Source organism: Photobacterium sp. MCCC 1A19761, from assembly GCF_037389125.1.
Taxonomy (GTDB): Bacteria; Pseudomonadota; Gammaproteobacteria; order Enterobacterales; family Vibrionaceae; genus Photobacterium.
The window spans coordinates 70,802-93,844 of sequence record NZ_JAZGTF010000004.1; the positions used below are offsets into that span (position 1 = coordinate 70,802).

A 23,043-nucleotide genomic window follows, 5' to 3' on the forward strand; every position below is an offset into this window, starting at 1 on the left:
ATGACATTCGGCGCAATTATCATGATGCTGTTCGGACTTGGGATCACCTGGGGAGGCGCGGCTTACTGCATCTCCGTGGCGATGAAACACAAGCAACCGTAATCCTTGATCTCAAAAGAGGCTTCCGATGAAGCCTCTTTTTTATTGATGCGCGCGTATTCAATGATCCTGCGTATTCATTGCTCGTTGCAAATTAACAGCTCCTGGCAAATTAATAGCTCCTTGCGAGCTAATAACTGCTTGCGTATTGATTGCTGCCTACGTGTTCTCAAGGACGGCTACTCCGCTCGATTACTCAGCTCGGATGACATGATTCACTCAGCGCTTCAGCAATAAACTATGAGCCAAATCAATACAGAAACGCATCAAAATTTATCACACAAATGCAAGCTTATAAATTCAACTTTGTTAGCCATGATTCATTCCGGCAAAGATCCCTTTTCCTTCTCGTAATCCTGCCGTTACAATCCACCGACCTTCTGTTCAATTCGATGCACTATTATTCGCTGCTTTTGGGCCGCTTATCAATAGTTCGCGATGCGTTCAGCCATAAATCTAAGAACAGTCTATTCACAAGGAAAGGCAATGAAGTTACCTGCTATTATACTCTCGCTTGCACTCCTCCCTTCTACCGTGCTTGCTGCCGATACCAGCTGTCAGAGTGATAAATATCACCAGTATATTGATGCTTCCCTATCGTGGTACCAGAGTCTGGTCGATATCGCGGTCAAAAAAAATCCGAGTCTGCAAGAAGTTGGGGATTGGTTCCTGGAAGGCCGGAAACACCATTTTGAGCTCAATCGCGAAGCCGTTGACTGGTACTTAGAGAATGATACCGACAAGCTGGCGTTGTCTCAGCCGATCGAATCCTGGCTGAAACTCACGCAGCAGGATGTAAAAGCCCTGTCACAGCAAGACAATGCCCTGGGTCATATGGCGAAACTGTCGTTTGACGATCGCCAAAGCCAGCCGCACCCGAAAAACTATGAGCTGCGCAGTGCCTTTGCCGATCTGCTGACCCACCCGGGCGACATCGATCAGCCGCTCAATATGTACAACGAAAAAATGACCGCAATCGCAGCCATTGAATGTGACTAACGCGCGGGCAGGCCGGACCGTACATGGCCCGGCCTGGCGCCAACTTGCCCCTGATAAGTTCCCCAAAAGCCACCGTGAACGCAACCCATTTGGGCTTTTTACGGGACATAACAGGTAAATTGCATTACATTAACAGCAATTTGCCAATTTCAATTTGAAGCACATATGTCCTATGGCAGTAGATAATCGAAAAGCCGATGCGACGGAAGAATCGCTGCATCGCATCTTTACCGTGCCGGAGGCACCCGATTCGACCCTGGGCCGAATTGAAAAAGAGATTTCAGAAAACCTGAATGCGTTTCTTCAAACGCACATCGCGGCAACGGAAAAGCCGCTGGTCGACATTGAGAAGGACTTTTCTTCGGCAGATATTCCGGAAACCCCTTCTTTTGTCTCTGACCATACCCATTTCCTGCTAAATAAACTGGTTGCCCAGTCGGTCCATACCTCAGCGCCGACTTTTATCGGCCATATGACTTCGGCATTACCTTATTTCCTGATGCCGCTGTCCAAAATCATGATTGGCCTGAATCAGAATCTGGTCAAGATTGAGACCTCCAAAGCCTTTACGCCGCTGGAGCGTCAGGTGCTGGGCATGCTGCACAACCTGATCTTCCACGAGTCTGAAGACTTCTATCAGCAATGGATGCACAGCGCCAACCATTCGCTGGGAGCCTTCTGCTCCGGCGGGACCATTGCCAACATCACGGCTCTGTGGGTGGCGCGCAACCAGGCGCTTCGCCCTGACGGCGACTTCCGGGGCGTGGCTCAGGAAGGCCTGTTCAAAGCCATGAAGCATTACGGCTATGACGATCTGGCGGTGCTGGTGTCCGAGCGCGGCCACTATTCACTGAAAAAAGCCGCCGATGTCCTGGGCATTGGACGCGACAGCCTGATTGCGATTAAAACCGACGACAATAACCGGATCGATCTACAGGCACTGTCACACACGCTGGCAGACCTGAAGTCGCGCAATATCAAGCCGTTCGCCATCGTTGGTGTCGCCGGGACGACCGAGACCGGTAACATCGATCCGCTGGAGCAACTGGCCGATATCGCCCGAGAGCACGACTGCCACTTCCACGTCGATGCGGCCTGGGGCGGTGCGACGCTAATGTCCAACAAGTATCGCTCTCTGCTGCGCGGGATCGAGCGCGCGGACTCCGTCACCATTGATGCCCACAAGCAGTTGTACGTGCCGATGGGTGCCGGTATGGTCATTTTCAAAAACCCGGCTCTGATGACGGCGATTGAGCATCATGCCGAGTACATCCTGCGGAAAGGCTCGAAAGATCTGGGCAGCCATACCCTGGAAGGCTCGCGGAGCGGAATGGCGATGCTGCTGTTTGCCAGCATGAATATTATCAGCCGTCCCGGCTATGAAATGCTGATCAACAACAGCATCGAAAAAGCCAAGTACTTTGCTACCCTGATAGAAGCGCACCCGGACTTTGAGCTGATTTCCGAGCCGGAGCTGTGCCTGCTCACCTATCGCTACGTCCCGGCAGCAACGCAAAAAGCGCTGACACTCGCCTCAGCGGAAGAGAAAAAGGCGTTGCTCAATGCGCTTAATGATCTCACCAAATTCATTCAGAAGCGGCAACGGGAATCCGGGAAGTCATTCGTCTCCCGAACCCGGCTGAATCCAGTGAAATGGGGGCGCAAACTCACCACCGTGTTCCGCGTGGTACTGGCCAATCCGCTCACTACCGAAACCATCCTGAAGGATGTGCTGACGGAGCAACAAGCACTGGCCAAAGAAAGTAGTATCAGCTTGCCGACGATCCAATCGCTGACGGATCGCATCTTAAAACGTGAGCAAATTTCGTACTCCTGAGTGATATAAAAATAGCCTGGCATCAGCCAGGCTATTTCATTTCCATCTCATTTCATATCAATACAAATAAATAAACCACAAATATCTAACACATCATTTTTAATAAGTGCCGGCCAATTATCAGCACTTTTTTCATTCTTGTTTTGCCTGGGTTAAATAGCCGTTAAATCGCGATAACATTACCCAATAAACCCTAACAAACGCCTGATTTTACACGGGAGATTCTTCTTGATTCAGATCAACGAAAGTGCGATTAACTCAAATGACTTTCGCTGGAATCGCTGAAAAACCAGCGATTTATGACAATTTATGAATGAGTCAATTGTGGCCAAGCGATGCTGAAAAAATAAAATTGGTCGGGCTATGAATCCCCGGCAAACATATATCCTTCCCCATGAACCGTGACAAATATCTGTGGGTTTTTCGGGTCAATTTCCATTTTGGCCCGCATCCGGCGAATCAACACATCAATCGTCCGGTCATTCGGCGCTTCAACCCGATGACTCAGCATATTCAGGATCCGCTCGCGGCTCAGCACCACATTCGGATGAGAAGAAAAGGCCACCAGCAACTCGTACTCCGCCTTGGTTAGCTTCACCGGCTCACCATGATGGGTCAGCGCCCGGCGGTTGATATCAAACTGCCAGTTACCGAACGAAATGATATGGCTGTCGTGCGAACTCACAGCCCCTTTTTCACGGGCCTTCTCCGCTAAACCAATGCGCCACAACAGATTTTTCACCCGAACCAGCAGCTCGCGTAGCTCAAAAGGCTTGGTGACGTAATCATCCGCCCCCATCTCCAGGCCGACAATCCGGTCAATACTGTCCACCCGTCCCGTCACCAGAATAATGCCGACTTCAGAGCGGCTTCTCAGCTCCCGGGTCAACAACAAACCATCTTCCCCCGGCAGGTTAATGTCCAGCATCACCAAATCAATGCGTTCATTGGCCATAATTTCCCGCATCTGATCCCCACTGTCGGCCTCACTGACTTGATAACCCTCATTTTCAAAATACCCCACCAGTTTGGCGCGGGTTACAACCTCATCTTCGACAACAAGAATGTGATGACTCATTTTTTACTCTTACTTAAATTCAGCAACTTTTTAAACGGTAGCACAAGGTATACCTGTTAACAATTTTTAATAAAGCAGGCAATCCTGTTCACCCCAGGCCTTAACCTTATTCATATCATGGAATTAAGATAAAACCAGAAAAAATATTAGTTCACCGTCATTTACGAACATATTCATACTGTAACGGAATCTTCCAATATGAAAAAACTTTGGCAAAAAATAATAAAGCCAAGCAGCAAGTATTCCATCCTTGCGCTGGTCGTGGTCGGGATTGGGATCTCCCTGGCGGGAACCTTTGTGGTTCATAAAGGATTTGAAGTCACCTCAACCATCGAGTTTTGTACTTCTTGTCACACCATGGAGCAGAACTACGCCGAGTATAAAGAAACGGTACACTTCAAAAACGCTTCCGGCGTCCAGGCGCAATGCGTGGACTGCCACCAACCGAAAGATTTTCCAGGCAAAGTGTTCCGTAAATTAGAAGCGGCCAAAGATCTCTATCACCACTTTGTCACCGGCAAAATCGATACACCGGAACAATTCGAAGATCACCGACTCGAAATGGCCCAGACGGTGTGGGACCGCATGAGTCGCCAGAACTCGAAAACCTGTAAGAGCTGCCATTCCTATGACGACATGGATCACAGCAAACAATCGGCGAAAGCGGCCTTCGAAATGAAGAAAGCAGCCGCTGAAGAGATGAACTGTATCGAGTGTCACAAAGGGATTGCCCACGAACTGCCAAACATGGCCGGTGGCTTCCAGAAAGACTTCCAGGCACTGCAAGCCACTGCCAATGCTCAGGGCGCGACCGCAACAACCCTTTACTCACTGGGTGAGAAAATACTGTTTGCCACTGCGGATGCCAACGGCAAAGTGCAAGGGAAGCTGCTGCCGGCTTCTGAAATTGAGGTGCTGGGCCGTCAGGACAACATGCTGAACATTAAGATCACCGGCTGGCTGGAAAAATCCGGCAAAGGACGGGTAATGACCGAGTACATGGGGAAACGTGTATTCAAAGCCACCATTCGCGGCGATGTGAAAGCAACCCAACAAGTGCTCACCGAAGAGACCGACCACGCGACCGACATCGTCTGGCAGCAGGTGTCGGTGGAAGCCTGGGTGACTGCCGAGGACATGATCGACAACATTCAACCGATCTGGCAATACGCCGAGCAGATGTACGGCTCAACCTGCAACGCCTGCCATGCAGCTCCGGATCCGGCGCACTTCTCCGCCAACGGCTGGATTTCAGGCCTGAACGCCATGAGCGCCTACTACCGCCTGAGCAAGACAGAAGAGCGCACGCTGCTGAAATACTTGCAGAACCACGGTAAAGACACCGGTGGCGCCGGCGCCCACTAATGACGAACCGCGGCGGGAGCATAGCCCTTCCCGCCGCTATTCACTCCAAATTTTTGTAAAGGATTCAACTATGGCGACTCCAACTCAAACTCAAGGCATCACGCGCCGTCGCTTTCTCTCCGGTCTGGTCGCTGCCAGTGCCGCATCTGTGGTCGGCACCAGCCTGCTGGCGCCACGCAAAGCCATGGCCGCCCACGAAACCAAAGCGAACTTCACCGGTGAGGTTCTGTCCGGCTCCCACTGGGGTGCCTTCCGCGCCAAAGTCGAAAACGGCGTCTGGGTCGATACCGTACCGTTCGAAAAAGACAAGCACCCAACCACGATGATCAACGGCGTGCGGGAAGTGGTCTATAACCCGGCCCGGGTCAAATATCCGATGGTTCGCCTCGACTGGCTCAAGCACGGCTACAAATCAGATACCACTCAGCGTGGTGACAACCGCTTCGTCCGCGTGCCTTGGTCTCAGGCGCTGGACTTCTTCTATCACGAGCTGGAGCGTGTCCAGACGTCTTACGGCCCGAGCGCGCTGTATGCCGGTCATACCGGTTGGCAGTCGGTAGGTAAACTGCACTCCGCCGGGACCATGATGAGCCGCGCGATTGGCCTGCACGGTACTTACCTCGGCAAAATGGGCGACTACTCGACCGGTGCCGCTCAGGTGGTGCTGCCGTATGTGGCCGGTGCCATGGAAGTGTATGAGCAGCAAACCTCCTGGCCGCTGGTGCTGGAGCATTCTGACACCATCGTGATCTGGGGCTCTGACCCAATCAAAAACCTTCAGGTGGGCTGGCTGGTGCCGGACCACAGCCCGTATGCGTACTACCAGCAACTGGCTGAGAAAGTGAAGAACAAAGAGATCAAAGTGATCTACATTGATCCGGTGCGCTCTCAGACCCAGAAATTCGTCGGCGGCGAGCAGATCCCGGTCAACCCGCAAACCGATGTGCCGCTGATGCTGGCCATTGCCCATACCCTGTATAAAGAAGATCTCTACAGCAAAGACTTCATTGCCGACTACACGACTGGTTTTGACAAGTTCCTGCCTTACCTGCTGGGTGAGAAAGACGGCGTCGAGAAGACCCCGGAATGGGCTGAAAAAATCTGTGGCATTGATGCCGGGACTATCCGTGCACTGGCGCGCCAGATGGCCGGTGGCCGCACGCAGATCATCGGCGGCTGGTGTTTGCAACGGATGCAGCACGGCGAACAATACGCCTGGATGCTGGTTGTTGTGGCGGCGATGCTGGGTCAGATCGGCCTGCCTGGCGGCGGTTTCGGCTTCGGCTGGCACTACAACGATGCCGGTTCAACCACCTCGAACGGCCCACTGATGTCCGGCTTTAGCGGTGTCACCGGTGTCGATCCGATCCACAACGGCTCGTTCAAGGGGTACTCCACTTACATTCCGGTGGCACGATTCGTCGACTGTATCGAAAACCCGGGCAAAACCATCCAGTGGAACGGCCATGATGTGAAATTCCCGCACATGAAAATGGCGATTTTCTGCGGCAACAACCCGTTTCACCACCACCAGGATCGCAACAAGATGATCAAGGTCTGGCGCAAGCTGGAAACCGTGATCAGCATCGATCACCAGTGGACTGCGACCTGCCGCTTTGCCGATATCGTGCTGCCGGCGACCACCACCCATGAGCGCAACGACATCGAGCAATACGGCAACCATTCGAACGCCGGGATCATTGCCCTGCCGCAAGTGGTCGACCCGATGTTCGAAGCTAAAGACGATTTCGATATTTTCCGCGATCTGTGCCGTCGCTTCGACCGCGAGGAAGAGTTCACCGGTGGCAAAAGCCAGATGGAGTGGATCGAACACATTTACAACGGTGCCCGCCTGCAAGGCCGTGGCCTGGGTGTGCGGATGCCGAACTTCCGCAAGTTCTGGGATGGTGAAGGCTTTATCGAGTTTCCGGCTGGCCAGGACTGGGTCCGCCACGCCTCGTTCCGTAACGAGCCGGACCTGGAGCCGTTGGGCACCGCTTCGGGCCTGATTGAAATCTACTGTAAGACGATTGCCCAGATGGGTTATGACGACTGTCAGGGCCACCCGATGTGGTTTGAGAAGAAAGAGCGCAGCCACGGCGGCCCGCGTTCAGACAAGTTCCCGCTCAACTTGCAGAGTACGCACCCGAATCACCGTCTGCACTCGCAGCTGTGCTCCTCAACCGAGCACCGGGCGAGCTACGCGGTGGCCGATCGTGAGCCGATCTACATCAATACCAAAGATGCCAAAGCGCGGGGCATTCAGTCCGGTGATATCGTGCGTGTCTTCAACGACCGGGGTCAGGTGCTGGCCGGTGCCGTCGTGACCGACGACTATAAAACCGGGGTTTGCCGCATCCATGAAGGTGCCTGGTACAGCCCACTGGAAGGCGGCAAGCCGGGTACCCTGTGTACTTACGGCGATCCGAACGTCCTGACTCAGGATATCGGCTCTTCCAAACTGGCACAGGCTACTTCAGCGGCCTCAGCGCTGGTCGAGATTGAGAAATTCACCGGCACGGTTCCACCAGTAACCGGCTTCAGCGGCCCGACGGAAGTAACCGACATTAACCCGCTGTTCCCGGCGATGGATCTCGACTAAATCTATCGGTGTAATCAGGTAAACCCCAATGGCGAACGGTGCCAGAAAGTCTGGCACCGTATCCCGAACAGTTTGTGCCTGTGCGGGCCTTTTGCTGCCGGGGGTTTATAATCAAGACGATAACGCGGGCTGGTGCGCAGTGCTCTAATCTGGAAACAGATAGCGACATATCCAACAGCGCCCTAAACAACACCTTGAAAAGCACCTTGAACAAAGCCCAGAACAATACCAAACAAGCGAGACTCAGGAGCCGCCATGCAAGAAATGATTGCTTTCAACGAACAACGTGCGGAAATCTACTGGTGGATGTCTTCCCTGCTCTCACGCGAGCTGACGGCTGAAGATCTCAACCACTATCACAGCGGCGAGATCCTCACATTTCTCTCCGGTCTGGCCATGACGCCGGAGCTCAAGCAACCAGCAGAAGATTTCCAAAACGCGCTGCAACGTCTGGCAACCCGTGCCGATGCGCAGCTGGAGCTAGCGGCAGATTTCTGCGGCCTGTTTCTCAGCACCCCGAAAACCGGCGCCCTGCCTTATGCGTCGATCTACGTCGGCCAGAGCGGCCTGCTCAATGACCAACCGGCGCAAGAGATGAATCAGTGGCTTGAACGCTACGACATTGCCCAGCGCAAGGACTTTAACGAACCGGCAGATCACCTTGCCGTTGAGCTGGATTTCATGGGGAACCTCATTATCCGCGCCAATCAGCAAGCTGATGAGCAAGCAGCAGAGCCGTTGATGCAGGCGCAGCTAACCTTTCTTGAGAGCATGCTGCTCAACTGGCTGCCGGCATTCGCCCAGGCTTGCCAGTCGCGGGATCCGTTTGGCTTCTACGCTGCTGCCGTCAACCTGCTGCTCGCCTTTTGTCGGCTTGACCACACCTTTTTGGCCGGTGAAGCCCAGGAAGCATAACCAGCAACAATCTCCAGACTGTTTGCCGGCACCCTGCGTGCCGGCTTTTTTCTGCCGCCTTCCCAACCTGAAATGACCAGCTGTTCAGCAAAGACACAGCTTTCATGACACATCACTGACATTTCCCGCCCGGCGCTTCGCTACATTAATTGCCATACCACGCTCATTGAGCGATCAATTGATATAGCAAGAGGTATCTGTCATGACCAATACCCGTTCAAGTATTGCCCGTTCGCTGTCGGTGAAATCATCCGCGCAGCGCTGGTTCATCAGCCTGTCACTGCCTCTGGTTCTCCTTGCCATGATGCTGACGCCGCAGGCCAACGCCAGCCTGGCCAACAAAACCGCCACCCCGCCGAAGGAGACCGTCGAGCGTATTAATGCGATCCAGCGCGATCTCACCAGCATCCGCCAGCAGGCGATGCAGTCGAATCCAGAGCTAGCGGCGCAGGCCAAACAGCTGGAGCAGGCGTTTGAGCAAAAAGCCAAAGATATTGGTTACGATCCGGAAGCGTTTGTCACCCAGGCGCAGGAAATCCAGACCAAAATCCAAACTGAACAGCTGTCAAAAGAAGAGCGCAGCGAGCTGATCCAGAGCTTCATTGACGCCAAAAACAAAATGGCGGAGCAACGTCAGCAAATGATCTCAGACAAACAGCTGATGGGCATGCAGGAAAAGCTGCAACAAGAAACCCTAATCGCGATGAAAGATCAGGATCCGAACACCGAAGCGCTGGTGAAAGAACTCAACACCCTGGTTGAGCAAATCCAGTAAGCGAAACAAACTTTAATTCCACCTCCCCCACAAGCCCCTGCCAGCTCAGCGCTGGCAGGGGTTTGATTCGTTATAACCGTCCTATCTTCAAATTTTCACCCTGCAACCTGAACGCCCATCGACTCAGATATCCCACCGCCCTTCTCCTTCAGCCTTCACGGCACAGACATTGCTTACTTTGCACAACAGTGGCGAACCTATCCGACTGAAAAGACAAGGCTTTCGTCGTGATCCCCGGTGCATACGAGATCTCGTTAAACAGAGATGCTTCCTTTGCCCGGAGCCATTACATCCGTACCATACCGTTTTAGTGATCTAACCGACTGAAAGTAAAATCAATTTTTGGATATAGTGTGCGAAAGGATCCATGCGGTAGCTGTGGGGAAATGAGCATAGTGAATAATTCACAACTAGTATTAGCCAGCTAGGTTTAATAAAAAGGGGGGAATATGTCGGCAGAAAATTTCTTGAATGCTGAAACAGACACATTTGCTGGAATTATAAAAGGTGATAATAAGTTTGCAGTACCACTATACCAACGAGATTATTCTTGGGATGAAAGTAATTGGAATGATCTATGGCTTGATATAGAAACGAACAGAAAAAGTAACTCTAAGCACTATATGGGCTCAATTGTTTTAGTTTCAAAAGACAAAAAAAAGTACGATATCATTGATGGACAACAACGACTTACCACTCTAACAGTACTGATACTAGCCGTAGTTGACATAATAAAAGACTTAATCAAGAATGAGGTCGACATTGAAAATAATTCAAAGAGAGTTGAATTACTAATTAATGACTTTGTAGGAAAGAAGTCGTTATCGTCTCTAAACTATGAAAATAAAATTGAGCTAAATGAAACTAACAATCCATTTTTTTCAACATATCTAACAAACTTCAGAAATCCAGTAAATATTAAATCCGAAGTTAAAAGCAATAAACTTTTGTGGAAGTGTTTTGGATATTTTAAAGCTATGTTATTAGATGAGGTATACAAGAATGATGACGTAGCGACGTTAGTCGACTTTGTTGAGTTTATGTCAGATAGTTTACTATTTATTCAAATAACTGCGACTGACGACCTTAGCGCTTATTTAATTTTCGAAACTCTAAACGATCGTGGCCTTGATCTTTCAGTAACAGACTTACTAAAAAATTACTTATTTTCTATTGTAGATGACAATGATAAAAATCACGTAAAAAACATCTGGGATGTGACTATTAATCACGTCTCTTATTCGTCATTCCCTAAGTTTTTGCGACACTATTGGATGATGCAAAATGGTGTTATACAGGAAAAAGAGCTATTTAAAACTGTAAAACGAAACATCAAAGACCCGCAAGCAGCTTTTGAACTGTTGAATGAAATGAGTGAAGTATCTGAAATATATTCTGCCCTATCTAATCACAATCATCCCTTATGGGACGGTGAAGATAAAGTCAAAAAGCATATTAGGGAGTTGAATCTATTTAATGTCACACAATGCTATCCATTACTAATAAACGCAAATTTGTATTTTGACCGTGATGAATGGCTAAGTGTTCTAAAAATTTGTGCTGTCATATCGTTTAGATATATGGTTATTTCCGGCCTAAACCCGAATGCATTAGAATCTAAGTATAATGATGCATGTAAAGCCATTCATAATGGAAATGCAAAGACCGCGAGAGATATATTTAATATACTAAAACCACTTTACGTCGCTGATGATGACTTCGAACGTAACTTTGAAACAAAATCCATTCGGACTAAAAGATCCTCTAAGTTAGCAAGATATATCGTCTATTCAATTGAGAGTCATTTATCAGGTTATGCATACGACTATGAAGCTGACAATGGCTCTTTAGAGCATATTCTCCCCGAAAACCCGACAGAGGCATGGGTAGAAGAATTCCCTGCTGATATCGAAGAGAGTTTTATCTACAGACTAGGTAATTTCACTATTCTAGAAAGTGATAAAAACAGATTGTTAGGTAATAAACCATACAGTGAAAAAGTTAGTGTTTATAAAATTAGCAGATATGAACTAAGTAAAAAGATCGGCTACAAAGTTTGGTCACAAGAAAACCTATCCAATAGACAAAAATACCTTGCAAAGCAAGCTAAAGCCATTTGGTCTTTACCATATAGTTAATACTACTCCTCAATCCATAACACTTATGAGCATTCTCGGTATAAATGGTAAAGCAAGTCTGTTGGCTACTTCGCTTTGTCATTATCGCCATTCAGAATTGCGTACGGCAAACTCAGATTGAGGAGTTCTTACTGCGGTCTCACCGCAGCCTGCTTGTGTTGTATTGCATGGTTGCTAGACAGATCAAACCTTTTCCCATTGCGTATTTTTTTCATCTAATCGAGACTGAATTTCCTGAGTTGGCGAGAAGTCTGCGACAACTAAGTCAAAGTCATTCACATGACCATTCTGACAACTCGCGACAACGCCCATTTTTCCACTATCGACAACCAATATCGTAAATTGGGCAGACCGGCACAGCGCTTCACGCGCCATCACCTCGGTATCGTTGTAGTCATATAAATATCCTTCAGAATCTATCCCACCCACAGAGACAACTCCAATTTGTGCCCGATAGCGTTGAAAGAAATTCAACGCACCCCCACCAATAATATCTTGATCACGTTTACGGAGCTTCCCGCCGGCAATGGTAATATTGACTTTCGGGTATTCACATAAATACGAGGCGGCGTAAAGATTATTGGTAAAGACATCAAGCTCTGTCTCTTTATTCATTGCACGAGCAACCATTTCCACCGTCGTTCCGGTTCCGAGAAAACAATTACTCGCCCGATGAAGATATGAGGCGGCCGCTTTTCCGATGCGTTTTTTCCCTTCACGGTTAAGGCATTCACGAGAATGGTATTCGACATTTTCGCGCTGAAATGCCGCGACGCCACCATGAGTTCGGAAAACCTTGCCTCTTTCGGTTAGAAAACGAATATCGGCCCGAATGGTTTGCAGTGACACCTGACACCATCGGGATAATTCCTCGACACTCTTCTCTCCTTCCGAAATTACTTTCTGCACAATAATGTGACGTCGTTCATCTTGAGTGAGCATAAGCATTCAACCCATTCGTACTTCGTATTTTCTGTTTCGGGTTCATCGTGTTGAAAACAACATATCATCAGTTTCCCCCTATACAAATCATTTTCGATTAGAAAATCGAATAACATTAAAACGAAATTAAAATGCATTATTTATTTCATCTTCCGATGATTAACTAACCACCAATACACAGTTCAGAACATCTAATTTCAGCGTTATATAGACCATGAGGAATGTATGAAAAAAGTCACTGCGCTTCTATTCGCACTCGCATCTGCCTCTGCGAGCGCTCAAACAACACTGATGCTCTACACAAGCCAGCCAAATCAGGATGCTCAACAAACAGTGGCTGCTTTTGAAAAAGCAAACCCTGAAATTCGTGTGAACTGGATCCGCGACGGCACAACAAAATTAATGGCCCGCTTCCAGGCAGAAAAGGAAGCTGGCGTTCAAAGTCCGGATCTTCTGCTTATTGCTGACAGCGTGACGATGGAATCCCTGAAAGAGAAAGGACGTCTCTCCCCTTACGTCTCCCGTTATCAAAAAGATTATGATCCTTCTTTATATGATGCCAAAGGGTATTACCACGGGACAAAAATGATCACCACAGGTATCGCTTATCATACCCAAGCGAGCTTCAAGCCAGATTCATGGTGGGATTTCACCAAGCCTGAAATGAAAAACCTGGCCGTGATGCCGAGCCCGCTGTATTCAGGTGCAGCGCTGATACATTTAGCCACCTTAACAGAGAACAAAGCAATGGGTTGGCACTATTACCAGCAACTCAAAGATAACCAGGTTCAGGCACAAGGCGGCAATGGTGGTGTACTCAACGCACTTTCATCCGGGACCAAAGCCTATGGTGCAATTGTTGACTACCTTGCTATCCGTGAGAAAGCGAAGGGCGCACCGATAGAATTCGTTTTCCCTAAAGAAGGCGTCAGTATGGTGACCGAGCCAGTGGCGATTCTGTCTGACAGCCAGAACAAAGTAGCAGCTCAGAAATTTGTTGATTTTCTGCTCTCGGAGCAAGGTCAGGAAATGGTGAGATCACAAGGCTATTTACCGGCGTCGAACAACGTCGGAACACCCGCAGGTTTTCCGCCACGCGAGCAAATTAAAATGATGGCCTTTCACCCGAAAAGTGCCCTCAACAATGCGACCGAAAATAAACGTCAATTCGCAAAAATATTTAATTAACATCAACCGTTAAAATATAAATGAATACTATAACCATGACGAACAATACAAGCCTCTATAAGGGGCTTGTATTTCTCTTGTTGATGATCGTATGTGTGCTGACCATTCTGCCGTCACTGCAACTTTTCATCACATCGCTCTCAAATATCAAAAATGGCGTAGACTCCAGTCTCTGGCGGATGCTGTCTGATCCGTTAACCTGGAAAGCACTCTGGCATAGCTTCTATACCAGCACGCTGGCTATGTTGCTCTCTTTATTCATTGGCGGCCTACTCGCGCTGTTGATCGCTTTAACTGATATTCGCTTCAAACCCCTGTGGGCGTTTCTGTTTATGCTGCCGATGATGATCCCCCCGCAAGTGACCGCGTTGTGCTGGATCCAACTTTTTGGCCCCAGTAGCACTATTTTAAAAAGTATCGGACTGGCGCCACCGCTGGGCAGTTCAAACCCTATTTATTCCGCCGAAGGCATCGCTTTTCTGCTAGGGATTCAACATGCACCGCTGGTATTTCTGGCACTGAGAACACAACTCATCGCCCTGCCGAAAGAGCAAATTGAGGCGGCGCGACTGTGTGGCGCTTCGACCCGTGCTGTGATGTCGGATATTATTCTGCCGCTTTGTTATCCCGCGTTACTTGCGGCCGCAGCCCTGGCTTTTGTCTCTGCACTGGGTAACTTTGGGATTGCCGCGATGATTGGTATTCCGATTTCATATCTAGTGCTCCCGACGCTGATATACCAACACATGGCTAATTTTGGTGCCGGTGTGTTGAACGATGTTGCCAGCCTTTCAATCCTGATGGCGATTTTGGCGTATGTCATTGTCTATTTACAGAACAAGGCACAGCAAGCCAGTTCTGTCCACCTCATCGGGAACAGTGGTCAGGCGCTGCAAATACAGCTGGGGAACTATCGCAATACCGCAGAGATGACGCTGGCTCTCCTGCTCTTTGTGATTCTGGTGCTCCCTCTGCTGGCGCTCATCTTCAGCTCTCTGATCCCGACCATGGGCGTTCCTCTGAACTGGCAGACATTGACCTTTGATGCCTACCAGACGATTTTTTCCCGACAAAGTGCCACCTATACGGCATTGATAAATAGCCTGTTCCTTTCCATCTCTGCGGCATGCGTTTTGATTGTTCTCTGTGTGTCGCTTGCCTATTTAACGACGCGTTTTCCGGGAAGAAAGTCTCGGCTCCTGATCAGCCTGATCGATATTCCATTCACGCTTCCCGGTGTCGTGCTGGCAATCGCTTGTATCCTCCTGTTTGCCCGCCCATTCCCCTGGCTGGAATGGAGCCTTTACGGGACTTTAGGCATTATTTTTATTGCTTACCTTGCGCGATTTATGGCGGTTTGTTTCAAGCCTGTGTTGACCCAGATGACACAAATTGATCCCGCCATGGAAGAAGCCGCGCAACTGGCAGGGGCAAACCTGTTCACCCGCCTGAAAGACATAATTTTCCCGCTACTGGCACCATCCGCCTTTGCCGGCGCTTTACTTGTATTCCTCACCGCGGTGAATGAACTGACCGTCTCCGCCCTATTGTGGAGTGCGGGTACAGAAACGCTTGGCGTTGTTATTTTCAACCTGGACGAAAGTGGTAATAAAGTGCTCGCCTCTGCCGTGTCAGTCATCGTCGTTTTGCTGGTCGCAGCCGTCATGTGGTTGCTCAACAGCTTCTCTCGCTTTTTACCCAAAGGAGTGATCCCATGGCAGAATTAATCCTTGAAGATGTTTGTAAAACGTTCCGGAACCAAACAGCCGTTGATCATTTATCGCTCACCATCCCTGATGGTGCATTTTGTGCCTTACTCGGGCCGAGCGGCTGCGGTAAAACAACCACGCTACGAATGATCGCCGGTTTAGAGCATCTGACCTCGGGAAGGCTGACCATGAATGGCATGGTTCTGGATGATGGCCGTGTCGCGGTTGCGCCCGAAAAACGCCGTATGAGTATGGTGTTCCAATCCTATGCGTTATGGCCCCATATGACCGTGATTGAGAACGTCGCTTACCCCTTGAAAGTTCAAGGGCTGCCATCTCCACAAGCTCAAAAAGCAGCAAGAAAGATGCTGGAAATTGTCGATATGCGTGGCTACGAAAACCGAAAAGTTCAGGAACTCAGCGGTGGTCAACGTCAGCGAGTCGCGCTGGCTCGCTGTCTCGTCGCAGAGCCCGAAGTCGTACTGCTCGATGAGCCATTGGCGAACCTTGATCGACATCTGCGAGCGACAATGGAAGAAAGCTTCAGAGAGTTTCACCGTGAGACAGGCGCCACATTTGTCTTCGTCACGCACGATCAGGCCGAAGCGATGGCGCTAGCAACCCATGTCGCGGTGATGCATCAGGGCGGCTTAGTTCAGTGGGGCACGCCCGAGTCGCTTTATCAACAACCAGAAACGTCGTGGTTAGCTCAGTTTATTGGCAAAGGGAGTGTCATCAACCTCCCCGTGAATACGCAGAGCGACAGGCTCCTGAAAAATCAGGATTTTGCTCTGACTGCTTCCACAATTCAGCAGCCCATAACCCAGCAGCCCGTTTTAATACGTCCCGAGCATATTCATATCACCAATACGGGCACGCCAGCACAAGTGACAGACTGCGTGTTTTTAGGGGAGCGCTACCTGTTGACCTTGCGCTTTGCTGATGATCAGCAGTCCGTGAGTTGCTACCACCATACCGCTTTGCCACAAGGCTCGTTGGTGAATATAGAGATAGAACAAGGCTGGCGGGTGGATGTCGCATGATGAAGTCGATTGAAATTCTGAGCGGCCTGGCACCGAAAGCCCCCGCAGCCATCATACTCAACACGCCCCATCAGCGATTCTTGCTCGATGCCGGCGCCTGCATTGGAACCGCTGATGTCCCCTGGTCGTGTCCTGCTGATATCGATGCGGTGTTTATCAGTCATGATCACGTGGATCACATCGGTGGGATTGGTCAAATACCTCAACACATTCCCGTCTACTGCTCCGCATTTGTCGCTTCACAGCTCCCCGATCGGGAGAACATTCATGTGCTTCCCGTTCAGGGATGCACCGACATTATGGGCGTCACCGTACGCACCGGCTCGGCCGGACATGCCCTGGGCGGGATCTGGTTTCATTTTGATATCGACGGGGGTGTCTTTTACAGCGGTGATTTCTGTTTTGAATCCGAGCTATTTCGGTTTGATTTACCACCACCAGCCAAGGTGGCGCTGCTCGATATGTCCTACGGAAACTATGACTCCCCGATGAATCATCAAAAAGTGCTGTTTGAGGAAGCGTTAACACAACACAATAAATCCGGTGCCGTTCTACTACCTGTCCCCGCTTCCGGCCGCGGCATAGAAATGGCCATGTGGCTGGCAACCCGATACCCGGCGCAAGTTTGCATCGACAGAAACGGCTTTAGGCACATCAATCAGGCGATGGCGCAACACGACATCGGGCTTCAACCAGAACAACAAGCGCAACTAAAGGCCCTGTCAGAATCCATTCGAGTCATCGAGCATCCATCGGATATCCGTTCGTCCGATATCATTCTTGCAGGCTCGGCTGATTTAGACTGCGGGCTGGCCAAAACATTGCTCGACCAGAAGCACGATGCTTTACAGAAGATCATATTCACGGGCTATATGGGCCCTTTGGTCAAGGCAATTTACCAACAAAGGCCCTCTCGCTTTATTCGGTGGAATGTCCACCCGACATTTTCTGACAATGCACGACTTATTCGTCATCTGGGATGCGAAACAGTCATTCCCCTGTTTCATCCGGATCTTTCTTCTCTTCAGACTCAACTGGGTGACAGCAAGATTCATAATCATTCATATTGGAGCCCCTTCAATGCAACTTATGCGTAAGCCATTTATTTTCATGCGTCACGGTGAAACAGATGCGAATCAGAACCACCTGTTTTGTGGTGCGACAGACATCGCGCTCAATGCCATGGGCAGACAGCAAGCGATCAATGCCAGAAACAACCTGGCGGCCATCAAAACCGACCATATGACGGTCATCTCCAGTCCCATGAAGCGGGCGATAGAGACAACCCGACTCGCCCTGCCTGATGCGAGTTTTGTAACGGAACCGGGCCTCACGGAACGTGACTGGGGAGCATTAGAAATGACCGCTCTCACAAAGCCAGTCTGTTATCAGGAAACACCCTCTGGTGGCGAGCCGTGGCAAGATTTTATCGAGCGGGTAACCACGGCACTCAATACTATCCTTCACAATTACGAACACCCCTTGATCATTGCGCATTCCGGCGTCTATCGGGCAATTCAGTTTCATCTCACCGGTTCTCCAGCTGGCCCTAGAATCCCCAATGCGACGCCCGTTCGCTTCTGGCCGGACCAAGCTGAAACATATGGGTGGCAACAAAGCATGAACACGGAGTAATTCATATGACTAAAAGCTGTATCGTCGTTGATGTAGATGGCACACTTGCAGAGTTTAATCCGGAGATCGTGAAACCTTGGGTTTTAGGTGAGACCAAAGACTGGGATCTGTTTTTTAATCACATGCAAGATGCGCTGCCCGTCGTCAATATTGTGAAGCTCGTGAATCATCTGGCACAGAACGGGGAAGCGGTCCTCATCTGTAGTGGCAGACCGGATAGCCATCGGCAGCATACACTGGACTGGCTGGATAAACATTGTATTCCCTATGATGACGTCTATCTTCGGCCGGCGGGAAAGGATGCTGAATCTGATGCGCGGGTAAAACAAGAATTGCTGGCGAAGATTCAGAAAGACGGCTATTCGCCATGGCTCGTGTTGGATGACCGAAACCTGGTGGTGGATTTCTGGAGAGAAGCGGGCCTGACGTGCCTGCAGGTCGCTCCCGGAGATTTTTGATACTCAATGTTAAGTTTCTGGGGCACACTATTTTTCTACCAAAATGGCGACGAACGCCCCAGGGTCGCCATTGCATGACTTCGGCGAATCAAGATATAGTGCCCTGCAACGATGTGAACGCCGGACGATTCAAATGGATATGGAAAAAACTGAATTCTTCGATTATTTGAGACACGAATTTCAAGAATATTGCGCAATTCCCTTGGATCACACCGCAGCGAAGCTTGAAAAGAAGCAATTTATTAATGGCCTGATGAAAGCATCACGCTTTTTTGGCGTCAGCTATGATGAGTTAAATGACGTCATTAACAGTCAGCCAAAATATTCATGGGCCAGCCTGGAAGCAATCCTTGATGTCCCAACCTACATCCGTGATGAGATCAAAATTAAAGGGTCACTTGTGTCAGTCACCGATACGGAATAACGGGTATCTCATGTTTTATTCTTTATCTCAGATGATGGTATCAAAGCAGACCTGAAACATTTTATCGTCATGCCAGAAATCGTGACTCAGCAGAAACCGAAATTCATGAGATCAAAGCGAAGCACTTGGTGATCGAAGCCCCATACCATGAATTCATCACAAAGAAGTCATAAAATGCAGATAAAGCAAATGCCTTACATGACCATTATTCTGGTCATTACCACAATCATCACCTCTCTGACTGTGAATTACCTTATTTCAGGGATGTTTTTCGGGAAAATTAAAGTATCGGATTTAGAGCCATTCGGTGGTTACACAATCGAACATATTGCCGATTTTGAGCTGTGGCGGCCTGTCGTATCTCAGCTCATTCACGTCAAGCAAGTCCATATGTTTTACAATGCGCTGTCACTTCTTGCGCTGGGTTATCTGCTTGAACGTCGAATTGGCAGCCTGCCTTTTATTTTCATCTGGTTGTTTGCAGGGGCTGCCGGGACTTTCGTCAGTACGTTTACGGTTCCCGCACCATGGAATTTAGGCACTGGTGGCTCTCAAGCCATTTTAGCTTTGGCTGCAGTCGGGCTAGTCCTGTATATCAGCGGTCAACTCAAAAGCAAGTTCATATTGTCTGTATTAGCGTTGACAATATTACCCGCATTTACCCTCGACCTGATTTACGCGGAAAACCACCTTCCCAAGCCAGGTCATGTAGTTAGCTTTTCGCTGGGACTTGTCTTTGCGGTTTACTTTCTTCGCCAGTCGAATGCGAACTATAAACACATATAAATAGTTCGGTGTCAGAGTCTATTCAGACCGCACTCTGCACAGACGTGAACGAAGTCATATCGTCAGGTCACACTGCTCCAGGGTTAGCGCCATTCTTATTTTATGCCTGTTCGCGGCAATGTGGTAAGGAACATCAATAGAACAACTTATCTTATTCAATTTTATTACCGGCGTTATTTGTGAACTCTGGACCATTTGTTCATCATTCAAGAAAACAAAAGAAGAACTGAACCAAAATCCCCAGGCGTTTAAAGACAGATCAATCGATGACGATTATAAACGTCGTTATTGGTTCATATCCATGTCGAGATTGACTTAGCAGTACCTGTGACGGCGTATCAGTCAAATCATGCTTCTCCCGTATATGTCGCTTCTTTTGATTGATTCATTAGAACCGGATCGAAGATTAAACATTTAGCACTGGATTTTTATTCATGAAGTCATAATCTGCTGACATATCTGAAGAATGATGAGTCGCATAATATGTTGCAGGACATTGAAGATACCTTAAGAAACAATCGTCTCAAATATGATCGGTCTGATAATACCATCCGTTTCAAGTTCAGCAGTCTTAGTACAAAGATTAATATCGACTGGAACGAAGCGTCCAACTCTTGCACGCTCAATTGTGGTGAAACGAAACTCGCGCTTTCGAGCTTTCTTGTTTTCTTCTCAGCTTTCTTAATCTTGCCCTCTTCCTACGGGATACTCGGTTATATGTCTGCGGGGCTGTTAATTTCAGGTGGCGTGATCAATCTATGCACCCTGGTCTTGACTCAGATTAAACTGCTGGATTTGAAAGCACAGCTAAGAGCAAATGGTATCTATCTGTAACACGTACCACATGTATTCAAGGCAGGTAATCTCGCACAGCATCTTCAGTGTCATTGGCAGTGTGGATACCATGCGGTATACCAATGGGAATAGAGGGAGATCGCGATGAAACTCATCAGCGGCCATGAGAAAGAACAGTTCATTGTGACCATGCAAGATGCCTTTCTTGAAGATCCACTCTATCGATTCTTATCTGATGATCTGGCAGTTAGAAAAAAGGTAATTCGTATCATTTTCGACATGATCACGAACAATGACTATGGAACACAATATATCAACAACAAGATTCCAAATGCAGGCGCTGTTTGGTTACACCTGGGCCCAAAAGGCCATAAGTCTTTAATCAAAAGCATTCAGTTACAATTGAGACTGATTTTATCCGGATGTATCCAAAGATTTGTCGACATGAATAAACCTTTTCAGAAGATGGAAGCCAAGCAAAAAGAGCTATACCAATCTTCAGATGCATATCTTTCCTTGCTATTTGTGTCACCAGATTTTCAGAACCAAGGCATCGCCTCTTTGCTGTTAACCCCCGAACTGGAAAGGTTTGATCGGGAAAATTTAATCTGTTCTCTGGATACATTCAATCAACGGAACATTCCATTCTATGAAAAATTTGGGTTTAAATTGGTGAGCGAGATTCATTTCAACGAGCACCTAACGAACTACCAGATGCAAAGAAGACCCCGTTCCAATGCCTAAAAGTATTAGGACGACTTTGCACTTCCCCCGTTACAGTGGACTCGCTTTGATTTCAAGGGATGGTTAACGGGGTTCACCGGCTTCATCGTCACTCAGCTCAATCCCCAGCTCTTCGGCGACCTCGGCCCAGTACGGCTCGGCTTCACAGACGCAGCAGTCGTACCATGTGGCGATGCCCTCATGCATGCTCATCCGCTGCACCGTCTTAGTTTTATCTGCATGTTGCCATGACTGTCGGACTGGAAGTTTGCGTTTTTCAACCATCATCCGTCCTCCCTTCGATACCGCTGTTTTAAGTGTATCTCACACGTTGAGCCTGTGCCCAACATCCGCCATACCGCCCCGGAAACAAACAGGGCCTGTCGACAGTATCGACAGGCCCTGAAATTCTCTGTTAAAGCAAAAACTACAGCTCTTCTTCGGATGTCGAAGTCACTTCAGTGCCATCTTGAATCCGCTTGTGGCCTTCCTGCAAGTGAACGAAATCCACCAGGTCGTCACCGCTCACCTGGAACGCCTGACCAAAGCCTTTCACAAACAGGCCCTGGGTCGGTTCCAGACGGAACAGGGTGAAATCTTCCAGACCGCTCAAACCGTCCACAATCTCACCGAAACGCGCTTTCAGGCCGGCGATGGCTGCCAGCCAACGCTCGCTCTGGCGCTCAACCACAACCACATTGGCTTCAAACGTCAGTCGCTTACGAGCATAAATGGTCTTTGAAGCGCTTTCGTCTTCGATCATCATCAGCGACACCTGAGGATTGTCCAACAGGTTGCGCGCATGCTTGGCAATCTGGCTGATCAATACATAGTAACCATCATCCAACAGCGCAAACGGCGCGTAGCTGACATTTGGCTTCCCCTCGGCATCCACCGTCGCCAGTTGCAGCGTCTGGCAGGCTTCACGAAATTCTTTGATTTCCGGACCCAGGCGGTTTTGCAGGCGCTCTTGTTTCACATCACTCATGATCGTTACTCTCCAAGAATTTGTTGTTTGAGTTGTTTGAATTTTTCAATTTGCTCCGGGAACAGCTGGCGTTGTTTATCACGCCCCAAATACACCTTAAAGATACATTCGCCATTCTCCGCCAGGAATCCGATAAAATAATTGGCGTTGCCGTTCGCCGGTTTGCTGACCAAAACCACGTTGCTGACGTTTTCCAGACGAAGGTGACCATGGAGCTCACCTTCTTTCCCCATCAGGTTATAAAATCCACGTGCTTCCTTCCCTTTCGGGAAAGGCGCTTTAATCTCGAAAATCGAACCCATGGAATGAACAATGGTGGTCATCGGTCCCCAGGACGGCAAGGCTTCCAGCACTGCCTGGGCATGCTCGCCCGGTAGGGTTTCGACCCATTCTGGCGGGAAAGCCATAATCACCTCCCCTTCGGTGATCGCCAGCTCCTGGGCAATCAGCACCGCATGCAGTCCCGGATTAGCTGCCAGCATCTCTGCAACTTGGATCTTCAAGGCCTCTAAAGATATTTTTTCAAACACTGTTTCTCTCCGAA

General features: G+C 49.1%; 23 protein-coding genes. 18 read left to right on the forward strand and 5 right to left on the reverse strand.

The window, feature by feature from the left end; genetic code table 11:
• The 3 genes from VV869_RS06915 to panP all read left to right on the forward strand — a co-directional run bounded on the left by VV869_RS06915 (nt 1) and on the right by panP (nt 2,935).
• Nucleotides 1–102, forward strand: coding sequence for a MetS family NSS transporter small subunit (locus tag VV869_RS06915; RefSeq protein ID WP_337734255.1), 102 nt, complete (start codon nt 1–3; stop codon nt 100–102).
• Between the two features lie 483 nt (nt 103–585).
• The gene (locus VV869_RS06920; RefSeq protein ID WP_337734256.1) at nt 586–1,098 is read left to right on the forward strand and encodes a hypothetical protein; all 513 of its coding nucleotides are present in this window, start codon (nt 586–588) and stop codon (nt 1,096–1,098) included.
• A gap of 172 nt (nt 1,099–1,270) precedes the next feature.
• Nucleotides 1,271–2,935 carry a pyridoxal-dependent aspartate 1-decarboxylase PanP gene (gene panP, locus VV869_RS06925; protein ID WP_337734257.1) on the forward strand — a complete coding sequence of 555 codons (1,665 nt, stop codon included), beginning with the start codon at nt 1,271–1,273 and terminating at the stop codon, nt 2,933–2,935.
• Between the two features lie 361 nt (nt 2,936–3,296).
• Here panP and torR read toward each other — a convergent pair whose 3' ends face one another.
• The gene (gene torR / locus VV869_RS06930) at nt 3,297–4,013 is read right to left on the reverse strand and encodes a two-component system response regulator TorR (protein WP_337734258.1); all 717 of its coding nucleotides are present in this window, start codon (nt 4,011–4,013) and stop codon (nt 3,297–3,299) included.
• A 198-nt stretch (nt 4,014–4,211) separates the two neighbouring features.
• Here torR and torC point away from each other — a divergent pair, with 198 nt between their 5' ends.
• From torC to VV869_RS06955, 5 genes are all read left to right on the forward strand, one after another.
• The gene (gene torC / locus VV869_RS06935; protein WP_337734259.1) at nt 4,212–5,378 is read left to right on the forward strand and encodes a pentaheme c-type cytochrome TorC; all 1,167 of its coding nucleotides are present in this window, start codon (nt 4,212–4,214) and stop codon (nt 5,376–5,378) included.
• Between the two features lie 70 nt (nt 5,379–5,448).
• Complete coding sequence (gene torA / locus VV869_RS06940; protein WP_337734260.1) at nt 5,449–7,980, forward strand: trimethylamine-N-oxide reductase TorA; 2,532 nt, start codon at nt 5,449–5,451, stop codon at nt 7,978–7,980.
• A 255-nt stretch (nt 7,981–8,235) separates the two neighbouring features.
• Complete coding sequence (torD, locus tag VV869_RS06945; RefSeq protein WP_337734261.1) at nt 8,236–8,895, forward strand: molecular chaperone TorD; 660 nt, start codon at nt 8,236–8,238, stop codon at nt 8,893–8,895.
• 202 nt (nt 8,896–9,097) lie between these two features.
• Nucleotides 9,098–9,670 carry a hypothetical protein gene (locus VV869_RS06950; protein ID WP_337734262.1) on the forward strand — a complete coding sequence of 191 codons (573 nt, stop codon included), beginning with the start codon at nt 9,098–9,100 and terminating at the stop codon, nt 9,668–9,670.
• Nucleotides 9,671–10,119: 449 nt separating this feature from the next.
• Nucleotides 10,120–11,808, forward strand: a complete 1,689-nt coding sequence (locus VV869_RS06955) for a DUF262 domain-containing protein (RefSeq protein WP_337734263.1) — start codon at nt 10,120–10,122, stop codon at nt 11,806–11,808.
• 183 nt (nt 11,809–11,991) lie between these two features.
• Here VV869_RS06955 and VV869_RS06960 read toward each other — a convergent pair whose 3' ends face one another.
• Nucleotides 11,992–12,750: a DeoR/GlpR family DNA-binding transcription regulator gene (locus VV869_RS06960; RefSeq protein WP_337734264.1), complete on the reverse strand. Its 759-nt coding sequence runs from the start codon at nt 12,748–12,750 to the stop codon at nt 11,992–11,994.
• Between the two features lie 225 nt (nt 12,751–12,975).
• On the opposite strand from VV869_RS06960, the gene VV869_RS06965 reads away from it, so the two are divergent.
• The 10 genes from VV869_RS06965 to VV869_RS07010 all read left to right on the forward strand — a co-directional run bounded on the left by VV869_RS06965 (nt 12,976) and on the right by VV869_RS07010 (nt 21,532).
• A complete protein-coding gene (locus VV869_RS06965; protein ID WP_337734265.1) occupies nt 12,976–13,938 on the forward strand; it encodes an ABC transporter substrate-binding protein in 963 nt (320 codons plus the stop codon).
• Nucleotides 13,939–13,973: 35 nt separating this feature from the next.
• Nucleotides 13,974–15,665: an ABC transporter permease gene (locus VV869_RS06970; protein ID WP_337734266.1), complete on the forward strand. Its 1,692-nt coding sequence runs from the start codon at nt 13,974–13,976 to the stop codon at nt 15,663–15,665.
• Nucleotides 15,653–16,690 carry an ABC transporter ATP-binding protein gene (locus tag VV869_RS06975; protein WP_337734267.1) on the forward strand — a complete coding sequence of 346 codons (1,038 nt, stop codon included), beginning with the start codon at nt 15,653–15,655 and terminating at the stop codon, nt 16,688–16,690. The genes VV869_RS06970 and VV869_RS06975 overlap by 13 nt, the downstream gene beginning before the upstream one ends.
• Nucleotides 16,687–17,787 (forward strand): MBL fold metallo-hydrolase, encoded by a 1,101-nt coding sequence (locus VV869_RS06980; protein ID WP_337734268.1) that lies wholly within the window; start codon nt 16,687–16,689, stop codon nt 17,785–17,787. Before VV869_RS06975 ends, VV869_RS06980 begins: the two co-directional genes overlap by 4 nt.
• Nucleotides 17,771–18,325, forward strand: a complete 555-nt coding sequence (locus tag VV869_RS06985) for a histidine phosphatase family protein (RefSeq protein ID WP_337734269.1) — start codon at nt 17,771–17,773, stop codon at nt 18,323–18,325. Before VV869_RS06980 ends, VV869_RS06985 begins: the two co-directional genes overlap by 17 nt.
• A 5-nt stretch (nt 18,326–18,330) precedes the next feature.
• Nucleotides 18,331–18,783: a phosphatase domain-containing protein gene (locus VV869_RS06990; protein WP_337734270.1), complete on the forward strand. Its 453-nt coding sequence runs from the start codon at nt 18,331–18,333 to the stop codon at nt 18,781–18,783.
• A 133-nt stretch (nt 18,784–18,916) separates the two neighbouring features.
• A complete protein-coding gene (locus VV869_RS06995; protein WP_337734271.1) occupies nt 18,917–19,207 on the forward strand; it encodes a hypothetical protein in 291 nt (96 codons plus the stop codon).
• Between the two features lie 174 nt (nt 19,208–19,381).
• Nucleotides 19,382–19,993, forward strand: a complete 612-nt coding sequence (locus VV869_RS07000; RefSeq protein WP_337734272.1) for a rhomboid family intramembrane serine protease — start codon at nt 19,382–19,384, stop codon at nt 19,991–19,993.
• A gap of 483 nt (nt 19,994–20,476) precedes the next feature.
• Nucleotides 20,477–20,827 (forward strand): hypothetical protein, encoded by a 351-nt coding sequence (locus VV869_RS07005; RefSeq protein ID WP_337734273.1) that lies wholly within the window; start codon nt 20,477–20,479, stop codon nt 20,825–20,827.
• Between the two features lie 105 nt (nt 20,828–20,932).
• Nucleotides 20,933–21,532: a GNAT family N-acetyltransferase gene (locus tag VV869_RS07010; RefSeq protein WP_337734274.1), complete on the forward strand. Its 600-nt coding sequence runs from the start codon at nt 20,933–20,935 to the stop codon at nt 21,530–21,532.
• Between the two features lie 63 nt (nt 21,533–21,595).
• On the opposite strand, the gene VV869_RS07015 is transcribed toward VV869_RS07010, so the two are convergent.
• The 3 genes from VV869_RS07015 to hutX form a co-directional block, all read right to left on the reverse strand.
• The gene (locus tag VV869_RS07015; RefSeq protein WP_337734275.1) at nt 21,596–21,799 is read right to left on the reverse strand and encodes a hypothetical protein; all 204 of its coding nucleotides are present in this window, start codon (nt 21,797–21,799) and stop codon (nt 21,596–21,598) included.
• Nucleotides 21,800–21,938: 139 nt separating this feature from the next.
• Nucleotides 21,939–22,499, reverse strand: a complete 561-nt coding sequence (gene hutZ, locus VV869_RS07020) for a heme utilization protein HutZ (protein ID WP_337734276.1) — start codon at nt 22,497–22,499, stop codon at nt 21,939–21,941.
• 5 nt (nt 22,500–22,504) lie between these two features.
• The gene (gene hutX, locus VV869_RS07025; RefSeq protein ID WP_337734389.1) at nt 22,505–22,981 is read right to left on the reverse strand and encodes a heme utilization cystosolic carrier protein HutX; all 477 of its coding nucleotides are present in this window, start codon (nt 22,979–22,981) and stop codon (nt 22,505–22,507) included.
• Nucleotides 22,982–23,043: the final 62 nt, after the last annotated feature.

What these genes read in the sequence shown, in the direction of transcription:
- VV869_RS06975 (WP_337734267.1), top strand. Translation starts at nt 15,653, where the DNA reads ATGGCAGAATTAATCCTTGAAGATGTTTGTAAAACGTTCCGGAACCAA.
- panP (WP_337734257.1), top strand. Translation starts at nt 1,271, where the DNA reads ATGGCAGTAGATAATCGAAAAGCCGATGCGACGGAAGAATCGCTGCAT.
- VV869_RS06955 (WP_337734263.1), top strand. Translation starts at nt 10,120, where the DNA reads ATGTCGGCAGAAAATTTCTTGAATGCTGAAACAGACACATTTGCTGGA.
- VV869_RS06965 (WP_337734265.1), top strand. Translation starts at nt 12,976, where the DNA reads ATGAAAAAAGTCACTGCGCTTCTATTCGCACTCGCATCTGCCTCTGCG.
- VV869_RS07010 (WP_337734274.1), top strand. Translation starts at nt 20,933, where the DNA reads ATGAAACTCATCAGCGGCCATGAGAAAGAACAGTTCATTGTGACCATG.
- VV869_RS06960 (WP_337734264.1), bottom strand. Translation starts at nt 12,750, where the DNA reads ATGCTCACTCAAGATGAACGACGTCACATTATTGTGCAGAAAGTAATT.
- torC (WP_337734259.1), top strand. Translation starts at nt 4,212, where the DNA reads ATGAAAAAACTTTGGCAAAAAATAATAAAGCCAAGCAGCAAGTATTCC.
- torA (WP_337734260.1), top strand. Translation starts at nt 5,449, where the DNA reads ATGGCGACTCCAACTCAAACTCAAGGCATCACGCGCCGTCGCTTTCTC.
- VV869_RS06995 (WP_337734271.1), top strand. Translation starts at nt 18,917, where the DNA reads ATGGATATGGAAAAAACTGAATTCTTCGATTATTTGAGACACGAATTT.
- VV869_RS07005 (WP_337734273.1), top strand. Translation starts at nt 20,477, where the DNA reads ATGTTGCAGGACATTGAAGATACCTTAAGAAACAATCGTCTCAAATAT.
- torR (WP_337734258.1), bottom strand. Translation starts at nt 4,013, where the DNA reads ATGAGTCATCACATTCTTGTTGTCGAAGATGAGGTTGTAACCCGCGCC.
- torD (WP_337734261.1), top strand. Translation starts at nt 8,236, where the DNA reads ATGCAAGAAATGATTGCTTTCAACGAACAACGTGCGGAAATCTACTGG.
- VV869_RS06990 (WP_337734270.1), top strand. Translation starts at nt 18,331, where the DNA reads ATGACTAAAAGCTGTATCGTCGTTGATGTAGATGGCACACTTGCAGAG.
- VV869_RS06950 (WP_337734262.1), top strand. Translation starts at nt 9,098, where the DNA reads ATGACCAATACCCGTTCAAGTATTGCCCGTTCGCTGTCGGTGAAATCA.
- VV869_RS06920 (WP_337734256.1), top strand. Translation starts at nt 586, where the DNA reads ATGAAGTTACCTGCTATTATACTCTCGCTTGCACTCCTCCCTTCTACC.
- hutX (WP_337734389.1), bottom strand. Translation starts at nt 22,981, where the DNA reads ATGCTGGCAGCTAATCCGGGACTGCATGCGGTGCTGATTGCCCAGGAG.
- hutZ (WP_337734276.1), bottom strand. Translation starts at nt 22,499, where the DNA reads ATGAGTGATGTGAAACAAGAGCGCCTGCAAAACCGCCTGGGTCCGGAA.
- VV869_RS07000 (WP_337734272.1), top strand. Translation starts at nt 19,382, where the DNA reads ATGCAGATAAAGCAAATGCCTTACATGACCATTATTCTGGTCATTACC.
- VV869_RS06980 (WP_337734268.1), top strand. Translation starts at nt 16,687, where the DNA reads ATGATGAAGTCGATTGAAATTCTGAGCGGCCTGGCACCGAAAGCCCCC.
- VV869_RS06985 (WP_337734269.1), top strand. Translation starts at nt 17,771, where the DNA reads ATGCAACTTATGCGTAAGCCATTTATTTTCATGCGTCACGGTGAAACA.
- VV869_RS07015 (WP_337734275.1), bottom strand. Translation starts at nt 21,799, where the DNA reads ATGATGGTTGAAAAACGCAAACTTCCAGTCCGACAGTCATGGCAACAT.
- VV869_RS06915 (WP_337734255.1), top strand. Translation starts at nt 1, where the DNA reads ATGACATTCGGCGCAATTATCATGATGCTGTTCGGACTTGGGATCACC.
- VV869_RS06970 (WP_337734266.1), top strand. Translation starts at nt 13,974, where the DNA reads ATGACGAACAATACAAGCCTCTATAAGGGGCTTGTATTTCTCTTGTTG.